The sequence below is a fragment of the Streptomyces sp. NPDC033174 genome, assembly GCF_055577795.1.
In genome coordinates, this window is sequence record NZ_JBVIPQ010000002.1 from 556,731 (window position 1) to 580,910 (window position 24,180).

The following is a 24,180-nucleotide window of genomic DNA, read 5'->3' on the forward strand; positions in this document are numbered from 1 at the left end:
AACTCCTTGTGGGGGTGGGTAGACGCCGTTGTCTGCCGGGGTGGAGCAGAAAGCGCGGAGAAGGGACGGGGCACCGCGCTCACTGTCCAGTGTGCGCGGTGCCCCGGATGTTCGTACGAACGAAAATACAACAGAAAGGGTCGAAACTACTTCAGGCCGGGGTACAGCGGGTGCTTGTCCGCGAGGGCCGTGACCCGCGCCTTGAGGGCGTCCGCGTCATAGGCCGGCTTCAGCGCCTCGGCGATGATGTCGGCGACCTCGGTGAAGTCGGCGGCCTGGAACCCGCGGGTGGCCAGCGCCGGCGTGCCGATGCGCAGACCCGAGGTGACCATCGGCGGACGCGGGTCGTTCGGGATCGCGTTCCGGTTGACCGTGATGCCGACCTCGTGGAGACGGTCCTCGGCCTGCTGGCCGTCCAGCTCGCTGTTGCGCAGGTCGACCAGGACCAGGTGCACATCGGTGCCGCCGGACAGGACCGAGACGCCGTGCTCGGTGACGTCCGCCCGGACCAGGCGCTCGGCCAGGATGCGGGCGCCCTCCAGGGTGCGCTGCTGGCGCTCCTTGAACTCCTCGGAGGCGGCGATCTTGAACGAGACGGCCTTCGCGGCGATCACGTGCTCCAGCGGGCCGCCCTGCTGACCGGGGAAGACCGAGGAGTTGATCTTCTTGGCGAGCTCGGCGGTGGAGAGGATCACACCACCGCGCGGGCCGCCCAGCGTCTTGTGCGTCGTCGTGGTGACGACATGGGCGTGCGGCACCGGGTTGGGGTGCAGACCCGCGGCGACCAGGCCGGCGAAGTGCGCCATGTCGACCATCAGGTACGCGCCGACCTCGTCCGCGATCCGGCGGAAGGCGGCGAAGTCCAGCTGGCGCGGGTAGGCGGACCAGCCGGCGATGATCAGCTTCGGCTTGGACTCCTTGGCGAGGCGCTCGACCTCGGCCATGTCGACCTCACCGGTGGCGTCGTCGACGTGGTACGCGACCACGTTGTAGAGCTTGCCGGAGAAGTTGATCTTCATGCCGTGGGTCAGGTGACCGCCGTGGGCCAGGTTCAGGCCCATGATCGTGTCGCCCGGCTTCAGCAGCGCGAACATCGCGGCGGCGTTGGCCTGCGCGCCCGAGTGGGGCTGGACGTTGGCGTGCTCGGCGCCGAACAGCTCCTTGATGCGGTCGATCGCGATCTGCTCGACCACGTCGACGTGCTCACAGCCGCCGTAGTAGCGGCGGCCGGGGTAGCCCTCGGCGTACTTGTTGGTGAGGACCGAGCCCTGGGCCTCCATGACGGCGACCGGAGCGAAGTTCTCCGAGGCGATCATCTCGAGGGTGGACTGCTGGCGGTGCAGCTCGGCGTCGACGGCGGCGGCGACGTCCGGGTCCAGCTCATGGAGAGGGGTGTTCAGAAGCGACATCGGGGACATCCTTAGTTGCCGGAGAACGCGGTGTACTCGTCGGCGGAGAGCAGGTCGTTCGGCTCCTCGCTCACCCGTACCTTGAACAGCCAGCCGCCCTCGAAGGGAGCGGAGTTCACCAGGGACGGGTCGTCCACCACGTCCTGGTTCGCCGCGACGACCTCGCCGGACACCGGCGAGTACAGGTCGCTGACGGACTTGGTCGACTCCAGCTCACCGCAGGTCTCGCCCGCGGCGACCGTGTCCCCGACCTCGGGGAGCTGGGCGTAGACGACGTCACCGAGCGCGTTCGCCGCGAACTCCGTGATGCCGACCGTCGACACGCCGTCCTCGGCGTCCGACAGCCACTCGTGCTCCTTGGTGTAGCGCAGCTGCTGGGGGTTGCTCATGACCTGAATTCTCCTGTACGCGGGGGAGTGCTGATGAACGGGGGAGAGATACGGGAGGTGCCGAGTGTCACTTCTGGCGCTTGTAGAACGGCAGCGCCACGACCTCGTACGGCTCATGGGCGCCGCGGATGTCGACACCGACACCGGGCGTGCCCGGCTCGGCGTGCGCCGCGTCCACGTAGGCCATGGCGATCGGCTTGCCCAGCGTCGGCGAGGGGGCGCCGGAGGTGACCTCACCGATCACCTTTCCGCCCGCGACGACGGCCATGCCCGCGCGGGGGACCCGGCGGCCCTCGGCGACGAGGCCGACCAGCTTGCGCGGCGGGTTGGTGGCGGCGCGCTCGGCGGAGTCCTCCAGGGCCGCGCGGCCGACGAAGTCGCCCTCCTTCTCGAACTTCACCACGCGCCCGAGACCGGCGTCGAAGGGGGTCAGGGCGGTGGACAGCTCGTGCCCGTACAGCGGCATGCCCGCCTCCAGGCGCAGCGTGTCACGGCAGGAGAGACCGGCCGGGACGAGACCGGCGCCCTCGCCGGCCTTGGTCAGCGCCTGCCACAGCTCCACGGCGTGCTCAGGGGCCACGAAGAGCTCGAAGCCGTCCTCGCCGGTGTAGCCGGTACGGGCGATCAGCGCCGGCACCCCGGCGACCGTGCCCGGAAGGCCCGCGTAGTACTTCAGCCCGTCCAGGTCGGCGTCGGTGAGGGACTTCAGGATGCCGGGGGACTCCGGGCCCTGGACGGCGATCAGCGCGTACGCGTCGCGGTCGTCCCGTACCTCGGCGTCGAAGCCCGCCGCGCGCTGGGTGAGGGCGTCGAGGACGATCTGCGCGTTGGAGGCGTTGGCGACGACCAGATATTCGGCCGGTGCGGCCCCCTGCTCCTGGAGCCGGTACACGATCAGGTCGTCGAGGATGCCGCCGTCCTCCCGGCAGATCATCGTGTAGCGGGCGCGGCCGGGGCCCACGGTGCCGATGTTGCCGACCAGCGCGTAGTTCAGCAGGTCCACGGCCTGCGGGCCGGTGACGGTGATCTCGCCCATGTGGGACAGGTCGAAGAGACCCGCCCTGGTCCGTACGGCGTTGTGCTCGTCGCGCTCGCTCCCGTACCGCAGCGGCATGTCCCAGCCCGCGAAGTCGGTCATGGTCGCGCCCAGCGAACGATGCAGGGCATCGAGGGCTGTCAGGCGGGGGGCAGTGCTCATGGATGTGGCTCCCGGGTCCCAGGGCATGAGATGGCGAGGACAATCCTCCCCATCTGTCATCGGAACCTGAGAGGTTCACCACGACCCTTACGTACATCGGGTCATGACTTGCACCTTGGGTGGAGCCGCCAGGCGGCTCACTTTTCAGATCTGCCTCATCCACGCGGTACGGGGCCTGAGAGATTCAAGGGAGGAACTTGCTCCTTCGGCGCCCGGGGTGCACTGCGACCCCGGGACTCTCCCGCGCGGATTCAAGCGGCCGGTATGAGGTTGTCTGCGCACGCGTGTGCGCTTGGCGCGCACATCATTGCACGAGGGATCTCATCGGCAAATCGCTTGTGCCTCATTACTGTTTCTTTACACTCCATGGGCAAGGGTCCGACGACCCGACAGGGGGAGAAGCGATGACGTTGCAGCGGACAGGTGCGTACGCGACGACGGCGGGGCTGCCCGCGCCGCGCGGGCGGGTGCGCTCGGCGGCCGCCGCGCCGGTCCTGCGCGACCTGCGGGAGCGCGGGGGCCGGGGCCCCCGGGCCCTCACCTTCGCGGCCGGGGACATCGTGGTCGTCTCCGGGCTGCCCGGCAGCGGAAAGTCGACACTGATCCGGCGCGCGGCCCAGGAGCGCGGGATCGACTCGCAGGACGCCCGCGAGCGCTGGGAGGCGCGGATGCCGTCCTTCCTTCCCTATGCCGTCTACCGCCCGGCCGCCCGGATCGCCCACTACGCCGGCCTGTGGCGGGCGCTGCGCTCCGGCGAGAGCGTCGTCGTCCACGACTGCGGCACCCAGACCTGGGTCAGACGCCTGCTCGCCCGCGAGGCGCGCCGCCGCGGCAGCGCGCTGCACCTGCTCCTGCTGGACGTCACGCCCGAGACGGCCAGGGCCGGCCAGCGCGAGCGCGGCCGGGGCGTCTCCGGCTATGCCTTCGCCCGCCACCGCCGCGCCGTCTCCCGACTGCTGTGCGACGCCGAGTCGGCCCGCTTCCCGCGCGGCTGCTCCTCCGTGACGCTTCTGGACCGCGACGCGGCGACCGCCCTCCGGCGCGTCTCCTTCGCGGCCCCCGTCTGACGGCCCCGCTGGAACCGCTCCCCCCGCCGAGCCGCCCGTCCCGGAGAACCGTGGAACCGGAAGCCGGCCCTCACTGTCCTTTTCGACACAGCACGCCCTTCCGCCGCCGCCCCGGCGTTAGGGTTCTGCCGGGATCGGGTCAGAAGGGGAAGCGACCAGTGGACAGTGCATGGCCGGGCAACGAGCTGGAAGAGGTGCTCGCCGCCTCGCTCGGCAACCCCTCGGCGGGAGGCCGGCTCGTCGAAGTGCTGGGACGCAGCTCCGTCTGGGTGCCCCTCCCCAACGGCGGAGGACCGGACAGCAGGGACCTCGACCTGCCGACGATGGAGATCGAGGGGATCCCGTACGTCCCGGTGTTCAGCTCCGAGCAGCAGTTCCTCGCCTGCGTCGGCGGCCACATGTCCTTCACCGTCGCCCCCGCCCGTGACGTCGCCCGTGGTCTGCCGCCGCAGCTCGGCATCGCCGTGAACCCCGGCGGCGCCGTCGGCCTCCCGCTGCCGCCGCCCGCCGTCGCCGAACTGTGCCGGGTCGGCCGCACCCCCCTGGACGGCCCCGCGAGCGGCGGCCGGGTCCGGCTCTTCGAGCCCGACTGGCAGGACGACCCCGTCGACTTCCTCGCCGCCGCCTCCGCGGAGTTCGAGGCGACCGGTGTGGTGCTCAGCGCCCGCCGCGGCCTGGCCAGCGTCGAGGGCGACGAACCGTCCCTGTTTATAGGCGTCCAGCTCGCCTCCTGGGAGGGCGCCGACCGCAACGCGCCGATGGACGCCCTCGGCCGCGCGCTCGGCCGGGCCTCCGTGTCCTGGCCGGTGAACCTGGTCCTCCTGGACGTCGCCCAGGACCCGGTCGGCGACTGGATGCTGGAGAAGGTGCGCCCCTTCTACCAGCGGGTGCCCGCGTAAGCGGGACCGCGCACAAGCACGCATAAGCTGGTTCGGTGGATCGAAGAGGGGCGGAACCCAAGGTGAGCGCGTCAGGCACCGCTGCGGCCGGGCAGGTCGAGCACATGCTGCGCCAGGTGACGCCCGGACGCTACGACGCGTACGAGTCGCTGCTGCACGCGCTCGCCGACGGCCAGGTCTGGATGCTGCTGTGGCACGGCACGGCCGGCTCGCCCGAGGCACAGTACGGAAACATGGAGGTCGACGGCCTGGGCTACGCGCCCTGCGTCACCTCCACCCAGGAGCTCTCCGCCTCCGGCTGGACCCGCGCCCACGAGGTGATCAGCGGCCGCGACGTCGCCCGCGCCCTGTACCCCGACCGCTGGGGCATCTGGCTCAATCCGCACGCCCCCGGCGGCGGTCTGGGCGTCCCCTGGGCCGATCTGCGCCGGATCGCCACCGGCCTGGACCGGATGCCCGCGGGGCCCCTGCGGCTGGCCGAACCGGCCATCGAGATCCCGCAGTTCTACGCCCTGCTCACGCAGAACGCCCACCGCACCCCCGCCGTCCGCTCGCTGCGCCGCGCCTGGGTCCAGCCGGCGCTCGGTTCCCCGTACCTCGCCATCGGCCTCGATCTGTACGACACGAGCCGCCTGTCCGTCGACGCGGTCCGCGCGATGATGCAGCAGTCCATCGCCGCCGTGCCCGACGGGCTGCCCGTCTCGACGGTCGCCATGTCCGACGAGTACGACCCGGTGACGATGTGGCTGCGTGCCAACGCCCGGCCCTTCTACGACCGCGAGGCGCACGCGGCGCCGCAGCCGCAGGCCCCCGGTTACGGCTATCCGCCGGCCGCCCCCCGCGCGTACTGACATCCGCACGATCGTTCTGCCCCAATTACTTCCGCGGTTGGGGCAGTTAGCCGTCATGTCCGATCTGGTGGAATAGTGACCGAGATGGTCCGCTGACGCGATCACCGCGTCCGGATAACGGAACCTCACGCCCCGCATCACGTTTGAGCAACCATTCCCCGCCAGGTCTGGCGGGTGATCGCAAACCCGTTGAAGACTCCCCGCTAACAAAGAACCGTCGGTCCTTTGTACGAGTCGCATCACATGCGGCGTCATGGGTAATTTCCGCACCATCGGCATGACTTGCGTCATCACCTGATGTGAGACAAGCCGTGGCAGCAGCGGGGTACGGGCCGGTCACCGCCGGCCGGGAGGGGTCTAAGGCACTGTGACCGCACCGATCGAGACCACCGGATCGGCTGCCGAGGCTCAGCCGGAGGCAGTACTCACGGGGGTCAAACAGAGCCAGATCGAAGGCCGTTCCCTCGGTCAGATCGCCTGGGCGCGCTTCAAGCGCGACAAGATGGCGATAGCGGGCGGAATCATCGTGATCCTGCTCGTACTGATGGCCATCCTGGCCAAGCCGATCCAGGCGGTTTTCGGCCTCGATCCCAATGAGTTCCACCAGGACCTCATCGACCCGGCCCTGCTGGCCCCGAAGGGCGCCTTCGGTGGCATGAGCTGGGACCACCCGCTCGGTGTCGACCCGCAGTTCGGCCGCGACATCCTGGCCCGTGTCATCGAGGGCTCCTGGGTCTCGCTGCTCGTCGCGGGAGGCGCCACCGTGCTCTCCGTGGTCATCGGCGTGGTCATGGGCATCGTCGCCGGGTTCTACGGCGGCTGGGTCGACTCCCTGATCAGCCGGATGATGGACACCTTCCTGGCGTTCCCGCTCCTCCTCTTCGCCATCTCCCTCTCGGCGACCCTTCAGGACGGCGCGTTCGGCCTGAGCGGTCTGCCGCTGCGGATCGGTGTGCTGATCTTCGTGATCGGCTTCTTCAGCTGGCCCTACATGGGCCGTATCGTGCGGGCCCAGACGATGACGCTGCGCAACCGCGAGTTCGTCGAGGCCTCCAGGTCGCTCGGCGCACGTGGCCCGTTCATTCTCTTCCGTGAGCTGCTGCCCAACCTGGTGGCACCGATCCTGGTCTACGCCACGCTGCTGATCCCCACCAACATCCTCTTCGAGGCGGGCCTCAGCTACCTGGGCGTCGGCATCGCTCCGCCGCAGGCCTCCTGGGGCGGAATGCTCACCACCGCGGTCGACACCTACGCGGCCGATCCGCAGTACATGCTCGTGCCGGGCATCGCGATCTTCATCACGGTCCTGGCCTTCAACCTGCTGGGCGACGGGCTGCGAGATGCCCTCGACCCGCGCAGCAAGTAACCAACGAATGAGGGGGCTTTCCTCAGGTGAAGACTAGAAAAGCGACAGTTCTGGTCGCCACGGCAGTGGTGCTGGCGCTGGGGGCGTCCGCGTGTGGTGGTTCCAAGGACGACAAGGGCAAGGGTGGTTCCGGCACGGCCGACGCCGCGCTGACCTCCGTCGTCAACAAGTCCGACAAGAAGGGCGGCACGGTCTCGTACGAGTTCTCGGACGAGCCCGACTCCCTCGACCCGGGCAACACGTACTACGGCTGGATCCAGAACTTCGCCCGCCTGTACGGCCGCACGCTGACCTCCTTCAAGCCGGCCGCCGGCAAGGAGGGCCTGGAGGTCGTCCCCGACCTCGCCGAGTCGCTGGGCAAGCCCAGTGACGGCGCCAAGACCTGGACGTACACCCTCAGGAAGGGCCTGAAGTTCGAGGACGGCACGCCGATCACCTCGAAGGACGTCAAGTACGCCGTCGAGCGCTCGAACTTCAGCCCCGAGGCGCTGGCGAACGGTCCGACGTACTTCAAGGCGCACCTCATCGGTGGTGACACGTACAAGGGTCCCTACAAGGACAAGAACCCGGCCGGCCTCGCCTCCATCGAGACGCCGGACGACCTCACCATCGTCTTCAAGCTGAAGAACGCCTTCGCGGACTTCGACTACCTGGCGACCTTCTCGCAGACGGCCCCCGTGCCGCGCGCGGCCGACAAGGGCGCCGAGTACGTCAAGAAGATGGTCTCCTCGGGCCCGTACAAGTTCCAGTCGTACGAGGAGGGCAAGGGCGCCACCCTCGTCCGCAACGAGAACTGGGACCCGAAGACCGACCCGGTCCGCAAGGCCCTGCCGGACAAGATCACCCTGCGCTTCGGCGTGAAGCAGGAGACGATCGACGGCAACCTGATCTCCGACAACCTCACCGTCGACGGCGCCGGCACCGGTGTCGCCCCGGCCACCCAGCCGAAGGTCCTCACCGACGCCAAGCTGAAGAAGCAGACGGACAACCCGTACGCGGGCGCCACGTCGTACATCGGCCTGAACGTCAACGTCGCCCCGTTCAACAACATCGAGTGCCGCAAGGCCGTTCAGTGGGGCATCGACAAGGCGTCCGTCGCGGCCGCCCAGGGCGGCGCGCCCAAGGGTGACCCGGCGACCACGCTGATCCCGCCGACCGTGGCCGGTTACACGAAGTTCGACCTGTACCCGTCCGAGGGCTTCAAGGGCGACATGGCCAAGGCCAAGGAATCGCTGAAGAAGTGCGGTCAGCCGAACGGCTTCAAGACCAACCTGTCGGCCCGTTCGGACCGTCCGGCCGAGATGGCCATGGCCACCGCGGTCCAGGCGTCGCTGAAGAAGATCGGCATCACGGCCGAGATCAAGACCTTCCCGGCCGGTAAGTACTTCCAGAACTTCGCGGGCAACCCGAGCTATGTGCACGCCAACAAGCTCGGCATGATCATGACCGCCTGGGGTGCGGACTGGCCGACGGGCTTCGGCTTCCTCGACCAGATCGTCAACGGCTCGGCCATCAAGCCGGCCGGTGGCAACAACGTCCAGGAGCTGAACGACCCGAAGGTCAACCAGCTCCTCAACGAGGGCATCGCCACCACCGACACCGCCGCCCGCGAGAAGGTCTGGGGCGAGGTCGACAAGACGGTCATCGAGGGCGCGACCGCGGTCCCGCTGGTCTACCGCAAGAACCTGCTTCTGCGGCCCGAGTCGGCGACCAACGTCACCATCACCCAGGCCTACCTGGGCATGTACGACTACCTGCTGATGGGCTCCGCCAAGTAGCAGGCGGGTCCCACCCCGAGAGTTCGAAAGGCAGGTGATGGCTCCGGTGTCCGCCGGCCGGCCGGCCGCTCCTCACAAGGGAGCGGGCCGGCGGCCGGCGGACACCGGCGCCGGATAGCTGTGGCTGCGTACTTCATCCGACGCGTCTTCGGCGCGGTGCTACTGCTGCTGATCGTCAGCGCAGTCACCTTCGCGATCTTCTTCCTCGTCCCCCGCCTCGCGGGCCAGACGATGGACCAACTGGCGGCCCAGTACGTGGGCAAGGACGCCAACCCCGACACAGTGGCCGCGGTCAAGGCAAACCTCGGCCTCGACAAGCCGCTGTACGTCCAGTACTGGGACTTCATCCGGCAGATCTTCGTCGGCGCCGACTACAAGTTCGGTCCCGACGCCTCGCACTGTGACGCCCCGTGCTTCGGCTACTCCTTCAAGCGCCACATCGAGGTGTGGCCGGAGATCATCGGCCGCGTCCCGGTCACCTTCTCGCTGGCCATCGGTGCGGCGGTGATCTGGCTGGTCACCGGTGTCGCCACCGGCGTCGTCTCCGCCCTGAAGCGCGGCTCCCTGCTCGACCGCTTCTTCATGGGCGTCGCCCTCGCCGGCGTCTCCCTCCCGATCTTCTTCACCGGCATGCTCGCGCTGGGTGTCCTCACGGTCCAGTGGCCGGTCTGGGACGGCATCAACTACGTGCCGTTCACGGAGAACCCCGCCGAGTGGGCGTGGAACCTGCTCGTCCCCTGGTGCTCGCTGGCCTTCCTCTACTCCGCGCTCTACGCCCGGCTCACCCGGGCCGGAATGCTGGAGACGATGGGTGAGGACTACATCCGTACGGCCCGCGCCAAGGGCCTCAAGGAGAGCCAGGTCATCGGCAAGCACGGTCTGCGGGCCGCACTCACCCCGATCGTCACCATCTTCGGCATGGACTTCGGTCTGCTGCTCGGCGGCGCCGTCATCACCGAGACGGTCTTCTCCTTCGAGGGCATGGGCAAGTACGCCATCAAGAGCGTGCGGGACAACGACCTGCCGATCGTGATGGGCGTGACCCTGACCGCCGCCTTCTTCATCGTCTTCTGCAATCTGCTGGTGGACCTGGTGTACGCCGCCATCGACCCCAGGGTGAGGTACTCGTGAGCGAGGTTTCCAAGGAGCAGACCGCCGGTCCGGCGTCTGCCGTGCCGTCTGCCGCGTTGGGTGAGCCGGTGCCCGCCCAGCGGTCCGGCACCGAGGACTCCTTCCTCTCCGTGCGCGATCTGCGCATCCACTTCGCCACCGACGACGGCCTGGTCAAGTCGGTCGACGGCGTCAGCTTCGACGTCAAGGCCGGCGAGACCCTCGGCATCGTCGGCGAGTCCGGCTCCGGCAAGTCGGTCACCTCGCTGGGCGTGATGGGACTGCACCGCGCCGCGCCGAACGCGAAGATCTCCGGCGAGGTCTGGCTGGACGGCGAGGAGCTGATCGGCGCCGACGCCGACCACGTGCGGCAGCTGCGCGGCCAGAAGATGGCCATGATCTTCCAGGACCCGCTCTCCGCGATGCACCCGTACTACACGGTCGGCGCGCAGATCGTGGAGGCGTACCGGGTCCACAACAAGGTCACCAAGAAGGTCGCCCGCACCCGGGCGATCGAGATGCTCGACCGTGTGGGCATCCCGGAGCCGGGCAAGCGCGTCGACTCCTACCCGCATGAGTTCTCCGGCGGTATGCGCCAGCGCGCGATGATCGCGATGGCCCTGGTCAACAACCCGCAGCTGCTCATCGCGGACGAGCCGACGACGGCGCTCGACGTCACCGTCCAGGCGCAGATCCTCGACCTGATCCGGGATCTGCAGAAGGAGTTCGGCTCCGCGGTCATCATGATCACGCACGACCTGGGCGTCGTCGCCGAGATGGCCGACAAGCTTCTCGTGATGTACGGCGGCCGGTGCATCGAGCGCGGCACCGCCGAGCAGGTCTTCTACGAGCCCCGGCACCCCTACACCTGGGGCCTGCTGGGCTCGATGCCGCGCATCGACCGGGACCAGACCGAACGCCTCATCCCGGTCAAGGGCTCCCCGCCGTCCCTGATCAATGTCCCCAGCGGCTGCGCCTTCAACCCGCGCTGCCCGTACGCGGACATCCCCAAGGACAACATCACGCGGACCACCCGCCCCGAGCTGACGGAGACCGGAAGCGGCGTCGGCAGCGGGCACTTCTCGGCCTGCCACATGTCGCAGGAGGAGCGGACCCGGATCTGGACCGAAGAGATTGCGCCGAAGCTGTGACCGATGTGACCGACAAGAATGCATCCGCTGAGCCGCTGCTCAAGGTCGAGGGGCTGGTCAAGCACTTCCCGATCCGCAAGGGCCTGCTCCAGCGCCAGAGCGGCGCGGTCAAGGCGGTCGACGGCATCTCCTTCGACGTGCGGCCGGGCGAGACCCTGGGCGTCGTCGGCGAGTCCGGCTGCGGCAAGTCGACGATGGGCCGGCTGATCACGCGGCTGCTCGAACCGACCGGCGGCAAGGTCGAGTTCGACGGCCACGACATCACGCACATGTCGGCGGGCGCGATGCGGCCGCTGCGCCGCGACATCCAGATGATCTTCCAGGACCCGTACTCGTCGCTGAACCCGCGCCACACGATCGGCACGATCGTCAGCGCGCCGTTCCGGCTTCAGGGCGTCGAGCCCGAGGGCGGGGTCAAGAAGGAGGTCCAGCGGCTGCTGGGCCTGGTGGGCCTCAACCCCGAGCACTACAACCGCTATCCGCACGAGTTCTCGGGCGGTCAGCGGCAGCGCATCGGTATCGCCCGCGCGCTCGCGCTCAACCCGAAGCTGGTCGTGGCGGACGAGCCGGTCTCCGCCCTGGACGTGTCGATCCAGGCGCAGGTCGTGAACCTGCTGGACGACCTCCAGGAGGAGCTGGGCCTGACATATGTGATCATCGCGCACGACCTGTCCGTGATCCGCCACGTCTCGGACCGGATCGCCGTGATGTACCTCGGCAAGATCGTGGAGCTCGCGGACCGGAAGTCGCTGTACGAGGCGCCGATGCACCCGTACACCAAGGCGCTGATGTCGGCCGTGCCGGTGCCCGACCCGCGGCGCAAGGGCGTGAAGAGCGAGCGCATCCTGCTCAAGGGAGACGTCCCGTCGCCCATCGCGCCGCCGAGCGGCTGCCGCTTCCACACGCGGTGCTGGAAGGCGACGGAGATCTGCAAGACGCAGGAACCGCCGCTGCTCCAGCTGAAGCCGGGCCAGCAGGTGGCCTGCCACCACCCGGAGAACGCGCCGGACCAGGCCCCGGAGGAGACGGTGCTGCCGTCCGCCCGGGAAGCGGTGGAGATCGTCTCGGTGACGAAGGCGCCTTCGGCGAAGGAGCCGGAGCCGGCGCAGGAGCCGGAGCGGGAGAAGTAGGAACGGAAGCGGCGGGGCCGGGGAACCGGCGCTCCGGCCCTCGGCGTGACCTCCGCGCGCGGCGGCGCCTGTCCCGGGGACCGGCTCTTGGCTCCTCGCGCACCCGCCCGCCCCGGGCGCCGGGGCGGGCGGTGCGCCCCGGCTCGGGGCGAGACCCCGGCGGCCCACGGCCCTCCGCCGACCGTGCACGCGGCACGGCACGGGACGGCGCGTCCCGTACGCGCGCCCGGCCCGACCGTGCCCGGTGAGGCGGTCGCGCCGCGGACGGTGCCCACCACCACACGCGCCCGGGGCCCCCGGGCGCCGGTGGCGGGTTACGAGGCGCATCGCGACCGCCGAGGCGCGCTGCCGTAAGGAGACCACCGTCCCGTCCTGGACGGTGGTCCGCGGTCCCGCCGCGGGCCCCGGTCCTGGGGCGGGCCCGGGCGGCCTCGGCGCCGCGTGCGTGCCCGGGGCCGTCGGCCGCGGGTGGGCCCGGCACAATGACGCGGTGCTCCACGAACTCTTCACCCCCTCCGTCCAGCACGCGCTCGATCTCGTCGGCATCTTCGTCTTCGCGATCTCCGGCGCTCTCCTCGCCGTCCGCAAGAACTTCGACGTCTTCGGCATCGCCGTCCTCGCCGAGGTCACGGCGCTCGGCGGAGGACTCTTCCGCGACCTGATCATCGGCGCCGTCCCCCCGGCCGCCTTCACCGATCTCGGCTACTTCCTCATGCCGCTCGTCGCGACGGGTTTCGTCTTCTTCCTCCACCCGCAGGTCGAGCGCACCCAGACCGCCGTCAACGTCTTCGACGCCGCCGGTCTCGGGCTGTTCTGCGTCACCGGCACCACCAAGGCGTACGAGTACGGCCTCGGTCTGACCGCCTCCGCCGCGCTGGGCCTCGCCACCGCCGTCGGCGGCGGTGTGCTGCGGGACGTGCTCGCCAACGAGGTGCCCTCGCTGCTGCGCTGGGACCGTGATCTCTACGCCGTCCCGGCGATCGTCGGATCCACCATGGTGGTGCTCTGCATCCGCTTCGACGTGCTGAACGCCGGCACCAGCGGCCTCGCCGTGGTGACCGCCTTCCTGCTGCGGCTGCTGGCGATGCGCTTCCACTGGCGGGCCCCGCGCGCCTGGAACCGCCGCTCCTCGGCGACCGAGGAACCCCAAAAAGCTACCGCTTAGTAATTGTTTGTTGTACGGTGCCGCCATGGCACAGGCAGCACAGGCACAGGCAACCATCGGGGACAGCGAGTTCGACCGCGACACCGCTGTCACCCTGCGCGAACCGGGCGTCTACGACGCGGACCTCTCCGCGGGCTGGACCATCATCCACGCCGTCAACGGCGGGTACCTCCTCGCCCTCCTCGGCCGCGCCCTCGGTGACGCCCTGCCCCACCCCGACCCGTTCACGGTCTCCGCGCACTACCTCACCCCGTCCGCGCCGGGTCCGGCCGTCATCCGCACCCAGGTGGTCCGCACCGGCCGCACCCTCTCCACCGGCCAGGCGTCCCTGTTCCAGTACGCCGAGGACGGCACCGAGGTCGAGCGCATCCGGGTCCTGGCATCGTACGGAGACCTCGACACGCTGGCCGACGAGGTCCGGACCACGGCGACGCCGCCGGTCATCCCGCCGCGCGACCACTGCTTCGGCCCCTCCGACGGCCCCGCGCCCAAGATCCCCGGCTCGTCCGCCATCACCGAGCGCCTCGACATCAAGCTCGACCCGGCGACCGTGGGCTGGGCCATCGGCGCGCCGTCGGGCAAGGGCGAGATGCGCGGCTGGTTCGGTCTCGCCGACGGCCGCGACGCCGACCCCCTCTCGCTGCTGCTCACCGTCGACGCGCTGCCGCCGACCTCCTTCGAGCTCGGCCTCAAGGGCTGGACGCCGACCGTCGAACTCACCACCCATGTGCGCTGCCGCCCCGCCCCCGGCCCGCTGCGCGTCGCCATCACCACCCGCAACCTCGCCGGCGGCTTCCTGGAGGAGGACGCCGAGGTCTGGGACAGCGCCGACCGGCTCGTCGCCCAGTCCCGCCAACTGGCCCGCGCGCCCCGGGGATAGCGTTGGCCGTGTGAAGTCCGACCGGCTGCTCTCCCTCCTCCTCCTGCTCCAGACCCGGGGTCTCGTCCCCGCGACCGAGCTCGCCGAGCGCCTCGAAGTCTCCGTACGCACCATCTACCGGGACGTCGAGGCGCTCTCCGCGGCCGGGGTCCCGGTGTACGCGGAGCGCGGTCGGCACGGCGGGATCGCGCTGCTGCCGGGCTTCCGTACCGATGTGACGGGGCTGACCGAGAGCGAGTCCCGGGCACTGTTCGTCCTCGCCGCGCGGGGCGCGCACAGCGCGCTGGGGCTCGACGAGGCGCTCGCCTCGGCCCTGCGCAAGGTCATGGCCGCACTGCCCGCGCCGCACCGCCCGGCCGCCGAGCTGGCCCGCCGCCGCATCCTGGTCGACCCCGAGCGCTGGATGCGCGCACCACGGCCCGCGACCGATCTGGACCTGCTCGACCGGGCCGTCTTCGCCGACCGGCGGCTGCGGCTGCGGTACCGGCACGGCGGCGCCGACGCGGCCCGGCGGTACACCGTCGATCCGTACGGACTCGTGGTCAAGGCGGGCGTCTGGTACCTGGTCGCCGACCACCGCGGATCGCCCCGCCTCTACCGGGCCGACCGGGTGCGGGACGCCACCCTCCTCGACGAACCCGTGCGGCGGCGCGCGGGTGTCGAGCTCGGAGCCGTGTGGGAGGAGCTTCGGCGGCGCGTGGAGGAACGCCCCGCGGAGCTCCTGGTCCGGGCACGCGTGCACCACGACCGCTTCGACCGCTTCCTGCGGCTCCACGGCGACCGGCTGACCGGGCCACCGGACCAGGACGGTGACTGGTCGCGGGTCGAACTGGCTCTCCCCGAGCTCGGCGCCGTCCGCCCGCTCCTCGCCTTCGGCGGCAGCGTGGAGGTACTGGAACCGGAGCCGGCCCGTGCCCTCCTGGCCGAGGCGGCGGGGGAGGTCGTCGCGCTGTACGGCTGAGTGCCCGGCCGTCCTCGGGTCGTGCCCGGGCCGTCCCCGGGTGCTGGCGTAAACCGGCCAAGCCGTACGCCCGGCGGGGAGGGGGCCGGTGGGCTCGTAGAATCGGAGCACCATGGCATACCTCGACCACGCCGCGACCACTCCCATGCTGCCGGAGGCGGTCGAGGCGATGACCGCCCAGCTCACCGTGACCGGCAACGCCTCCTCGCTCCACGGCGCCGGACGCCGGGCCCGCCGCACCGTCGAGGAGGCCCGCGAGACGCTTGCCGCCGCACTGGGCGCCCGGCCCAGCGAGGTCGTCCTCACCTCGGGCGGCACCGAGGCCGACAACCTCGCCGTGAAGGGCCTGTACTGGGCACGCCGCGACGCCGACCCCCGCCGCGTGCGGGTCCTGGCCAGCCCTGTGGAGCACCACGCCGTCCTCGACGCCGTGGACTGGCTCGGCGAGCACGAGGGCGCGACCGTCGAGTATCTGCCGGTCGACCGGTACGGCAGGGTGAGCCCCGAGGCTCTGCGGGCCGCGATCGCCAGGAACCCCGACGACGTGGCCCTGGCCACCGTCATGTGGGCCAACAACGAGATCGGCACTGTCATGCCGGTGCGGGAACTGGCAGACGTGGCAAGCGAGTTCGGTGTCCCGCTGCACGCCGACGCGGTCCAGGCCTTCGGTCAGCTTCCGGTCGACTTCGCCGCCTCGGGACTCGCCGCCATGACCGTCTCCGGCCACAAGATCGGCGGCCCGTACGGCATCGGCTCCCTGCTGCTGGGCCGCGAGTACAGCCCCGTCCCGGTGCTCCACGGCGGCGGGCAGGAGCGCCATGTCCGCTCCGGCACCCTCGACGCCCCGGCGATCGCGGCCTTCGCCGTCGCGGGCCGGCTCGCCGCCGAGCGCCGCGAGGAGTTCGCCCGCGAAATCGGCGCGCTCCGCGACGACCTCGTGGCGGCCGTCCTTGGCGCCGTGCCCGACGCGATCCTCGGCGGCGACCCGGACGACCGGCTCCCGGCCAACGCCCACTTCACCTTCCCCGGCTGCGAGGGCGACTCCCTGCTCCTGCTCCTCGACGCCCAGGGCATCGAGTGCTCCACCGGGTCCGCCTGCACCGCAGGCGTCGCCCAGCCGAGCCATGTGCTGCTGGCCACCGGCACCGATCCCGACCTCGCGCGCGGCACCCTGCGCTTCACCCTCGGCCACACCTCCACGAAGGAGGACGTGGCGGCCGTGGCGGAGGCCATCGGTCCGGCGGTGGAGCGGGCCCGTACGGCAGGCCTCAGCTAGCCGCGCTCACGACGGACGCGGACCGCACGAGCCTCAGGTAGCGGTCCCAGTCCCAGTGCGGCCCCGGGTCGGTGTGGTCCGTGCCCGGCACCTCGACATGACCGATGACGTGCTCGCGGTCGACGGGTATGCCGTACCGCGCGCAGATCCCCGCCGTCAGCCGCGCCGACGCCGCGTACATCTCCGGCGTGAAGCCCTGCGGGCGGTCCACGAACCCCTCGTGCTCGATGCCGACACTGCGCTCGTTCATGTCGCGGTCCCCGGAGTGGAACGCCACGTCCAGCTCGCGGATCATCTGCGCTATGTGCCCGTCCTTGCGCACCACATAGTGCGTCGCGGCTCCGTGGCCCGGGTCCTTGAAGACCTTCAGGGCGCTCGGATAGCTGCCCTGGACGACATGGATGACGACCCGGTCGATCGTGAAGTCGTCCGGGCGGTCCGCCCGCCGCCAGTTCGCCCGCGCCGCCGACGTCCACTCCGCCCCCGGGTGGTCCAGCTCACCCTCCACACGCTTCTTCTCCGTACCGGGCAGCCGCCACCAGGCACGCCTCAGCTCGTCCCTGGCCAGCAGCGCCGCACCCGCCACCGCGGCTCCACCACCGATCAGCACGGTCCGCCGGCCGACCCCCCGCTTCGGTTCGCTCCCCATACGAGCGCCAACGCATACTCACGTGCTCCTGGTTCCCGCGGGCCCGTACCCTGGTAGGGCTATGACTCAGACTCCCCAGCGCCCCCTGCGCGTGCTCGCCGCCATGTCGGGCGGCGTGGACTCCGCCGTCGCCGCCGCCCGCGCCGCCGAGGCCGGGCACGACGTCACCGGGGTCCACCTCGCGCTCTCCGCGAATCCGCAGTCCTTCCGCACCGGCGCGCGCGGCTGCTGCACCATCGAGGACTCCCGCGACGCGCGGCGCGCGGCGGACGTCATCGGCATCCCCTTCTACGTGTGGGACCTCGCCGAGCGGTTCCGCGAGGACGTCGTCGACGACTTCGTCGCCGAGTACGAGGCGGGCCGGACGCCCAACCCGTGTCTGCGCTGCAACGAGAAGATCAAGTTCGCGGCGCTGCTCGACAAGGCGCTCGCGCTGGGCTTCGACGCCGTCTGCACGGGCCACTACGCGACCGTCGTCGTCGCCGAGGACGGCTCCCGCGAGCTGCACCGGGCGTCCGACATGGCCAAGGACCAGTCGTATGTGCTCGGCGTCCTCGACGAGAAGCAGCTCGCCCACGCCATGTTCCCGCTGGGGGACACGCTGACCACCAAGGACGAGATCCGGGCGGAGGCGGAGCGGCGCGGGCTTGCGGTGGCGAAGAAGCCCGACAGCCACGACATCTGCTTCATCGCCGACGGCGACACCCAGGGCTTCCTGGCGTCCCGGCTGGGCACGGCCGAGGGCGACATCGTCGACGAGACCGGCCAGAAGCTGGGCACCCACGAGGGCGCGTACGGCTTCACCATCGGCCAGCGCAAGGGCCTGCGGATCGGCCACCCGGCCGCCGACGGCAAGCCGCGCTACGTCCTGGACATCTCGCCGGTGAACAACACGGTCACGGTCGGCCCGGTCGAGGCCCTCGACGTCACCGCCCTCACCGCTATCAAGCCCCGCTGGTGCGGTACGGCCCCCGAGGGCCCCGGCACCTACACGGCTCAGCTCCGCGCCCACGGCGGTGAGACGGAGGTCTCGGCGGAGCTGGTCGACGGAACGCTGCGCGTGACCTTCGCCGAGCCCGTGCGCGGGGTGGCCCCGGGCCAGGCGATCGTGCTGTACGACGGCACGCGCGTGGTCGGTTCGGCGACGATCGCGACGACGGCGCGGCGTACGGCGGAAGCGGGCGTCTGAACTCGTAGCGAGCGGCCCCGGCCACTCGCTCCTGATCGGCCCTCGGCCATCGGCCCGCGCGTTCACTCCGTGAAGAACTCCTCGAGCAGCGGCGCCGGCACGTGCGGCGCCACCAGGTGCGTCTGACCCGTCAGCGTCCGGTGGCGTCCACGGGGGAGCGCCCGGGACGCCGCGCGCGCCGCCTGCCGCGTCCGGGTGGGGCTCGCCCCGCCGTCGACGACCTGCACAGGCGCGTGGACCCGGGAAAGGCACTCGACCGGGACCGCGCCGTCGCCCATCACCGCGCAGTCGTACGCGAGGGTGTGCGCCACCGCCTCCATGTCCGGCCACACCGGCGCCTTCCGCAGCGCTGCCACCGCCTCCGGTTCCACGGCGTCCCCCAGGAACAGCTCCAGTGCCGCGGTGCGCCGGCCCTCCTCCAGCAGGGCGGTCAGCCGCACCACCGAGCGCGCGTACGCCGCCCGGGCCTCGGGAGCCACCGAGAACGGCGGCTCGTACGCCGAGACCATCCCCACGGGCAGCCCGGCCGCCGCCGCCGCGAGGGCGAGCGCCCCGCCCGAGGACATGCCGTGCACACAGGCGCTGCCGCCCGCCACCCCGGTGATCGCGAACAGATCCTCGATCTCGCGCCGGACGTCGTACGGCGCGGTGTCGCCGCTCGCGCCCCGCCCCCTCCGGTCGTAGGTGAACACGGTGAAGCGCGGGGCGAGCAGCTCGGCGAGCGGCACCTCGGCGGCGCCGGTGCACAGCGCCCCGCTCACCAGGATCACGGGCGGCCCGTTCCCGCGCCGCTCGTAGGCGAGGAGCGTGCCGTCGCCGGAGGCGACCCGGCCTCCCGACGCTGTCAACGTCCCCTGAGATGTCCCGCTCGACGTCCTGCCGTGGTTGTCCATGGAGAGGCAGACCCCCGGCCCGCACGGAACTCATCGGTCCCCGGCGGCCCTTCCCGACGAACCTTCGCTGTCGGTGGCGGGGCTTACCGTGGAGCCCATGAACATCTGCGTCTTCCTCTCGGCCGCCGACCTCGACGAGCGCTACACCGGACCGGCCCGCGAATTCGCCGAGCTGCTCGGCAAGGGCGGCCACACCCTGGTGTGGGGCGGCTCCGACGTCGGCCTGATGAAGGTCGTCGCGGACGGAGTGCAGGAGGCCGGCGGGCGGCTCGTCGGTGTCTCCGTCGACTTCCTGGCGCACAAGGCCCGCCCGGACACCGACGAGATGGTGACCGCGAGAGACCTCGCGGAGCGCAAGGCCCTGCTGCTCGCCAAGTCGGACGCGATCGTCGTCATGGTCGGCGGCACCGGCACTCTCGACGAGGCCACCGAGATCCTGGAGCTGAAGAAGCACGGGAAGCACACCAAGCCGGTCGTGCTCCTCAACACCGCCGGGTTCTACGACGGTCTGAAGGAGCAGTTCCGGCGGATGGAGGACGAGGGCTTCCTGCCGCTGCCCCTCACGGAGCTGGTGTTCTTCGCCGAGGACGGGGTCTCTGCCCTCGCCCACCTCGAAGAGAGCGCCGGCATCCGGTAGTGCGAGCATGGGGGCATGGCTACCCATCTGATCACCGGCGCGGGTTCCGGCATCGGCGCGGCCGTCGCGCGCCGGCTGCACGAGCGCGGCGACGACCTCGTACTCCTCGCGCGCAACGCCGGACGGGCGAAGGAGCTGGCCGCCGCCCACCCCGGCGCGCGCACGCTCGTCGCCGACCTGGCCGATCCCGACCGCATCTCCTGGGCGCTCGGCCAGCAGGCCATGCCGGACCGGCTGGACTCCCTGCTGCACATCGCCGGCATCGTGGACCTGGGGCCGATCGCGGACCTGCGCCCGAAGACCTGGCACCAGCAGCTCAACGCCAATCTGATCGCCCCCGCCGAGCTGACCCGGCTGTTCCTCCCCCAGGTCCGGGCCGGTCGGGGCCTGGTGTTGTTCGTCAACTCCGGCGCCGGTCTCAACGCCCATGCGGAGTGGGGCGCTTATGCGGCTTCCAAGCACGGACTGAAGGCGCTGGCCGACTCCCTGCGCCAGGAGGAGCACGAAAACGGCGTCCGGGTCACCTCTGTCTACCCGGGCCGCACGGCCAGCCCCATGCAGGCCAAGGTGCACTCGCAGGAGGGCAAGGAGTACGACGCCTCCCGCTGGATCGACCCGGAGTCCGTCGCCACGGCGATCCTCACGGCCATCGACCTGCCGCGCGACGCGGAGATCAACGACCTGTCGGTGCGGCCGGGACGCTGAGGCCGCGGGGGAGCCGTACGGCCGCCCTCCCGGGCGGACGTACGCTTCCTGCGTGAGCGAGAAGAACGAGTTCAGCTGGGGTCCGGCCACCGGTGTCGGATCCATGCCCGGGGGTGACGCCCGGGAGGCCGCCAAGACCGTCGTCGGGTCCTTCGAGGACTTCCCGTACCTCCCGGAGCTGCCCGCCCGCGGGCCCGGCGCCGACATGATCGGGCGGACCCTCGGGATGCTCGTCGAGATGTACGCGCACCTGGAGCCCAGCGGCTGGCGGGTGAGCGACCGGCCGGGCCGCGACACCCGGCGCGCCCGGTCCTGGTTGGGCGAAGACCTCGACGCGCTGGAGGAGTTCACCCAGGGCTACGAGGGCCCGCTCAAAGTGCAGGCCGTGGGCCCGTGGACGCTCGCCGCCGCCCTGGAACTGCGCGGCGGCGAGGCGTCGCTGGGCGACCCAGGCGCCTGCCGGGACCTCGTGGCCTCCCTCGCCGAGGGGCTGCGGGACCATCTCGCCGATGTACGGCGCCGGATGCCGGGTGCCCAGGTGATCCTCCAGCTCGACGAACCGTCCCTCACCGGCGTGCTGCGCGGACAGATCCGCACGGCCAGCGGCTACCGCACCTACCCCGCGGTCGACCGCCAGGTCGTGGAGAGCGCCCTGCGCGAGGTGATCGGCGTCAGCGACGGACCGGTCACGGTGCACAGCTGCGCGCCGGACGTGCCCTTCGCGCTGCTGCGCCGGGCGGGTGTCGCGGGCGTCTCGTTCGATTTCGATCTCCTCACCGAACGTGACGAGGAGCAGATCGGTGAGGCCGTCGAGGGCGGTACACAGCTCTTCGCGGGCGTGGTCCCGTCCACCGACGCGGCATTGTCAGACCCTGCCGGTAGCGTCATGGGTGTCAGAACGCTGTGGCGCAGGCTGGGGCTGAATCCGGGGACTCTCGCCGAGTCCTTGGTGATCACCCCGTCGTGCGGGCTCGCGGGTGCCTCACCCGCCTATGCCCGGGCGGTCCTCGCCCACTGCGCGCGGGCGGCGCGATCGCTCGCGGACAACCCTGAGTAACGGGTCGAAGCACAACGGGCTGAAGTAACGGGAGGACGAGACGGTGGCTGTCGAACAGCACGCAGATGTGCCGGCGGAGGCACGGGAGAAGCACGCGCAGCTGGCCGAGCAGGTCGAGGAGCACCGCTTCCGGTACTACGTGAAGGACCAGCCGGTCGTCAGCGACGCCGAGTTCGACACCCTGCTGCGGGCGCTGGAGGCCCTGGAGGATGAGTATCCGGAGCTGCGGACCCCCGACTCGCCGACCCAGAAGGTCGCGGGGGACTACGAGACGGGCCTCGCGAAGGTCGACCACCGCGAGCGGATGCTCTCCCTGGACAACGCCTTCGACGAGGCCGAACTGACCGCCTGGGCCGAGCGGCTCGCCCGTGACGTGGGCACCCCGGACCACCACTTCCTGTGCGAGCTGAAGGTCGACGGCCTCGCGGTCAACCTCACGTACGAGAAGGGCCGGCTGACCCGGGCCGCGACCCGCGGCGACGGCCGCACCGGCGAGGACATCACGCCCAACGCCCGGACCATCAAGGGCATCCCGGACCGGCTGAAGGGCGACCGGGTCCCGGACCTGGTCGAGATCCGCGGCGAGGTCTACTTCCCGATGGAGGCGTTCGAGGAGCTCAACGCGCGCCGGGTGGAGGCGGGTGAGCAGCCGTACGCCAACCCGCGCAACTCCGCGTCCGGTTCGCTGCGCCAGAAGGACCCCAAGGTCACCGCGACCCTGCCGCTGCGCATGGTGGTCCACGGCATCGGCGCCCGCGAGGGACTGGACATCGCCCGGCTCTCGGAGGCGTACGAGCTGCTGCGCGAGTGGGGTCTGCCGACGGCCCGGCACAACAAGGTGGTCGGTTCGCTCGACGAGGTCCGGGAGTTCATCGCCTACTTCGGTGAGCACCGGCACTCCGTGGAGCACGAGATCGACGGTGTCGTCGTCAAGCTGGACGAGATCCCCCTCCAGGGGCGGCTCGGTTCGACTGCGCGCGCGCCGCGCTGGGCGATCGCCTGGAAGTACCCGCCGGAGGAGGTCAACACCAAGCTGGTGAACATCCGTGTGGGAGTGGGCCGCACGGGCAGGGTGACGCCGTACGCACAGGTGGAGCCGGTGACGGTGGCCGGTTCCGAGGTCGAGTTCGCCACCCTGCACAACCAGGAGGTCGTGAAGGCCAAGGGCGTCCTGATCGGTGACACGGTCGTGCTGCGCAAGGCGGGCGATGTGATCCCGGAGATCCTCGGCCCGGTGGTGGACCTGCGGGACGGCAGCGAGCGGGAGTTCGTGATGCCGACCGAGTGCCCCGAGTGCGGGACACCGCTGCGGGCCATGAAGGAGGGCGACATCGACATCCGTTGCCCCAACGGCCGCACGTGCCCGGCGCAGCTGCGTGAACGTCTCTTCTATCTGGCCGGCCGGGCCTGCCTCGACATCGACGCCTTCGGCGCGGTGACCGCGGCGGCACTGACCCGCCCCGCGGAGCCCGCCGAGCCGCCGCTGGCCGACGAGGGCGACCTGTTCGATCTGACGATCGAGCAGCTGCTGCCCATCAAGGCGTATGTCGTGGACCCGGACAGCGGCCTGCCCAAGCGCGACCCCAAGACCGGCGAGGAGAAGATCGTCACGGTCTTCGCCAACCAGAAGGGCGAGCCGAAGAAGAACGCCCTGGCCATGCTGGAGAACATCGCCGCCGCCAAGGAGCGTCCGCTCGCCCGCATCATTAACGGCCTCTCCATCCGCCATGTGGGCCCGGTCGCGGCCCAGGCGCTGGCCCGGGAGTTCCGCTCCATCGACCGTATCGACCAGGCCACCGAGGAGGAGCTGGCGGTGGTCGACGGCGTCGGGGCGACCATCGCCAAGGCGGTCAAGGAGTGGTTCGCCGAGGACTGGCACCGGGAGATCCTGCGCAAGTGGAAGGCCGCCGGCGTCCGAATGGAGGAAGAGGGCTCGGGCGAGGACCAGGGGCCGCGCCCGCTGGAGGGGCTCACGGTGGTCGTGACGGGCACGCTGGAGAACCACACCCGGGATGGCGCAAAAGAGGCGCTGCAGAGCCTCGGAGCGAAGGTGACTGGTTCCGTTTCGAAGAAGACCGCCTTCGTGGTGGTCGGTGACAACCCTGGTTCCAAGTACGACAAAGCCATGCAGCTGAAGGTTCCGGTTCTGAACGAGGAGGGCTTCGCGGTCCTGCTGGAGCAGGGTCCGGAGGCCGCCCGGGAGGCGGCGGTCCCGACCGCCGGGTAGGCGCCCGGGCGCTGAGCGAACGTCACCCGTTCAGCGCATACCAGACCGATAAGGGTGGCCCGGCCGCATTCGGGCAAGACCTGTAGAGCGCTGCCCTTCTGAGCCGTCCGCGGCCTACTGTTGAGGTGTGCGCCTGTCGTGCACGGCTGCGTGGTGGTTTTCAGTCGTGGTGGCATGACAACGGGCCATCGTG

General features: G+C 70.8%; 22 protein-coding genes and 1 riboswitch. Of the genes, 17 read left to right on the forward strand and 5 right to left on the reverse strand.

Annotated features, from left to right (window positions below; genetic code table 11):
- Positions 1-146 precede the first annotated feature (146 nt).
- The 3 genes from glyA to gcvT all read right to left on the reverse strand — a co-directional run bounded on the left by glyA (position 147) and on the right by gcvT (position 2,996).
- A complete protein-coding gene (gene glyA / locus ACZ5VC_RS08815; RefSeq protein ID WP_469119375.1) occupies positions 147-1,409 on the reverse strand; it encodes a serine hydroxymethyltransferase in 1,263 nt (420 codons plus the stop codon).
- A gap of 11 nt (positions 1,410-1,420) precedes the next feature.
- A complete protein-coding gene (gene gcvH, locus ACZ5VC_RS08820) occupies positions 1,421-1,798 on the reverse strand; it encodes a glycine cleavage system protein GcvH (RefSeq protein ID WP_468706799.1) in 378 nt (125 codons plus the stop codon).
- Positions 1,799-1,865: 67 nt separating this feature from the next.
- On the reverse strand, positions 1,866-2,996 hold the full coding sequence (gene gcvT / locus ACZ5VC_RS08825) for a glycine cleavage system aminomethyltransferase GcvT (RefSeq protein WP_469119376.1): 1,131 nt from the start codon (positions 2,994-2,996) through the stop codon (positions 1,866-1,868).
- 154 nt (positions 2,997-3,150) lie between these two features.
- Positions 3,151-3,250, reverse strand: a riboswitch (glycine riboswitch).
- 150 nt (positions 3,251-3,400) lie between these two features.
- On the opposite strand from gcvT, the gene ACZ5VC_RS08830 reads away from it, so the two are divergent.
- The 12 genes from ACZ5VC_RS08830 to ACZ5VC_RS08885 all read left to right on the forward strand — a co-directional run bounded on the left by ACZ5VC_RS08830 (position 3,401) and on the right by ACZ5VC_RS08885 (position 16,630).
- Positions 3,401-4,063 (forward strand): AAA family ATPase, encoded by a 663-nt coding sequence (locus tag ACZ5VC_RS08830; RefSeq protein WP_469119377.1) that lies wholly within the window; start codon positions 3,401-3,403, stop codon positions 4,061-4,063.
- A 158-nt stretch (positions 4,064-4,221) separates the two neighbouring features.
- Positions 4,222-4,962, forward strand: coding sequence for an enhanced serine sensitivity protein SseB (locus ACZ5VC_RS08835; protein WP_469119378.1), 741 nt, complete (start codon positions 4,222-4,224; stop codon positions 4,960-4,962).
- 62 nt (positions 4,963-5,024) lie between these two features.
- The gene (locus tag ACZ5VC_RS08840) at positions 5,025-5,813 is read left to right on the forward strand and encodes an enhanced serine sensitivity protein SseB C-terminal domain-containing protein (protein WP_469119379.1); all 789 of its coding nucleotides are present in this window, start codon (positions 5,025-5,027) and stop codon (positions 5,811-5,813) included.
- Between the two features lie 367 nt (positions 5,814-6,180).
- The gene (locus ACZ5VC_RS08845) at positions 6,181-7,179 is read left to right on the forward strand and encodes an ABC transporter permease (protein ID WP_469119380.1); all 999 of its coding nucleotides are present in this window, start codon (positions 6,181-6,183) and stop codon (positions 7,177-7,179) included.
- Positions 7,180-7,205: 26 nt separating this feature from the next.
- Positions 7,206-8,957, forward strand: a complete 1,752-nt coding sequence (locus tag ACZ5VC_RS08850) for an ABC transporter substrate-binding protein (RefSeq protein ID WP_469119381.1) — start codon at positions 7,206-7,208, stop codon at positions 8,955-8,957.
- A gap of 120 nt (positions 8,958-9,077) precedes the next feature.
- A complete protein-coding gene (locus tag ACZ5VC_RS08855) occupies positions 9,078-10,088 on the forward strand; it encodes an ABC transporter permease (RefSeq protein WP_468706784.1) in 1,011 nt (336 codons plus the stop codon).
- Between the two features lie 41 nt (positions 10,089-10,129).
- Complete coding sequence (locus ACZ5VC_RS08860) at positions 10,130-11,218, forward strand: ABC transporter ATP-binding protein (protein WP_469119595.1); 1,089 nt, start codon at positions 10,130-10,132, stop codon at positions 11,216-11,218.
- Between the two features lie 5 nt (positions 11,219-11,223).
- Entirely contained in the window at positions 11,224-12,348 is a 1,125-nt protein-coding gene (locus tag ACZ5VC_RS08865) for an ABC transporter ATP-binding protein (protein WP_469119382.1), read from the forward strand.
- Positions 12,349-12,838: 490 nt separating this feature from the next.
- The gene (locus ACZ5VC_RS08870) at positions 12,839-13,513 is read left to right on the forward strand and encodes a trimeric intracellular cation channel family protein (protein ID WP_468706780.1); all 675 of its coding nucleotides are present in this window, start codon (positions 12,839-12,841) and stop codon (positions 13,511-13,513) included.
- A gap of 25 nt (positions 13,514-13,538) precedes the next feature.
- Positions 13,539-14,393, forward strand: a complete 855-nt coding sequence (locus ACZ5VC_RS08875; protein ID WP_469119383.1) for a thioesterase family protein — start codon at positions 13,539-13,541, stop codon at positions 14,391-14,393.
- Between the two features lie 10 nt (positions 14,394-14,403).
- Positions 14,404-15,354 (forward strand): helix-turn-helix transcriptional regulator, encoded by a 951-nt coding sequence (locus ACZ5VC_RS08880; RefSeq protein ID WP_469119384.1) that lies wholly within the window; start codon positions 14,404-14,406, stop codon positions 15,352-15,354.
- Between the two features lie 112 nt (positions 15,355-15,466).
- A complete protein-coding gene (locus ACZ5VC_RS08885) occupies positions 15,467-16,630 on the forward strand; it encodes a cysteine desulfurase family protein (RefSeq protein WP_469119385.1) in 1,164 nt (387 codons plus the stop codon).
- Here the strand turns inward: ACZ5VC_RS08885 and ACZ5VC_RS08890 are convergent.
- Positions 16,623-17,279, reverse strand: a complete 657-nt coding sequence (locus ACZ5VC_RS08890) for an N-acetylmuramoyl-L-alanine amidase (RefSeq protein ID WP_469119386.1) — start codon at positions 17,277-17,279, stop codon at positions 16,623-16,625. The two genes, ACZ5VC_RS08885 and ACZ5VC_RS08890, sit on opposite strands and share 8 nt — an antisense overlap.
- Positions 17,280-17,340: 61 nt before the next feature.
- On the opposite strand from ACZ5VC_RS08890, the gene mnmA reads away from it, so the two are divergent.
- On the forward strand, positions 17,341-18,468 hold the full coding sequence (mnmA, locus tag ACZ5VC_RS08895; RefSeq protein WP_469119387.1) for a tRNA 2-thiouridine(34) synthase MnmA: 1,128 nt from the start codon (positions 17,341-17,343) through the stop codon (positions 18,466-18,468).
- A 62-nt stretch (positions 18,469-18,530) separates the two neighbouring features.
- Here mnmA and ACZ5VC_RS08900 read toward each other — a convergent pair whose 3' ends face one another.
- Positions 18,531-19,316, reverse strand: coding sequence for an alpha/beta fold hydrolase (locus ACZ5VC_RS08900; protein WP_469119388.1), 786 nt, complete (start codon positions 19,314-19,316; stop codon positions 18,531-18,533).
- Positions 19,317-19,458: 142 nt separating this feature from the next.
- Here ACZ5VC_RS08900 and ACZ5VC_RS08905 point away from each other — a divergent pair, with 142 nt between their 5' ends.
- The 4 genes from ACZ5VC_RS08905 to ligA are packed head-to-tail and all read left to right on the forward strand — an operon-like array spanning position 19,459 to position 23,987.
- On the forward strand, positions 19,459-19,998 hold the full coding sequence (locus ACZ5VC_RS08905; RefSeq protein WP_469119389.1) for an LOG family protein: 540 nt from the start codon (positions 19,459-19,461) through the stop codon (positions 19,996-19,998).
- A gap of 15 nt (positions 19,999-20,013) precedes the next feature.
- Positions 20,014-20,703 (forward strand): SDR family oxidoreductase, encoded by a 690-nt coding sequence (locus ACZ5VC_RS08910; RefSeq protein WP_469119390.1) that lies wholly within the window; start codon positions 20,014-20,016, stop codon positions 20,701-20,703.
- 52 nt (positions 20,704-20,755) lie between these two features.
- Positions 20,756-21,760: a methionine synthase gene (locus tag ACZ5VC_RS08915; RefSeq protein WP_469119391.1), complete on the forward strand. Its 1,005-nt coding sequence runs from the start codon at positions 20,756-20,758 to the stop codon at positions 21,758-21,760.
- 43 nt (positions 21,761-21,803) lie between these two features.
- Complete coding sequence (gene ligA / locus ACZ5VC_RS08920) at positions 21,804-23,987, forward strand: NAD-dependent DNA ligase LigA (RefSeq protein WP_469119392.1); 2,184 nt, start codon at positions 21,804-21,806, stop codon at positions 23,985-23,987.
- Positions 23,988-24,180 lie beyond the last annotated feature (193 nt).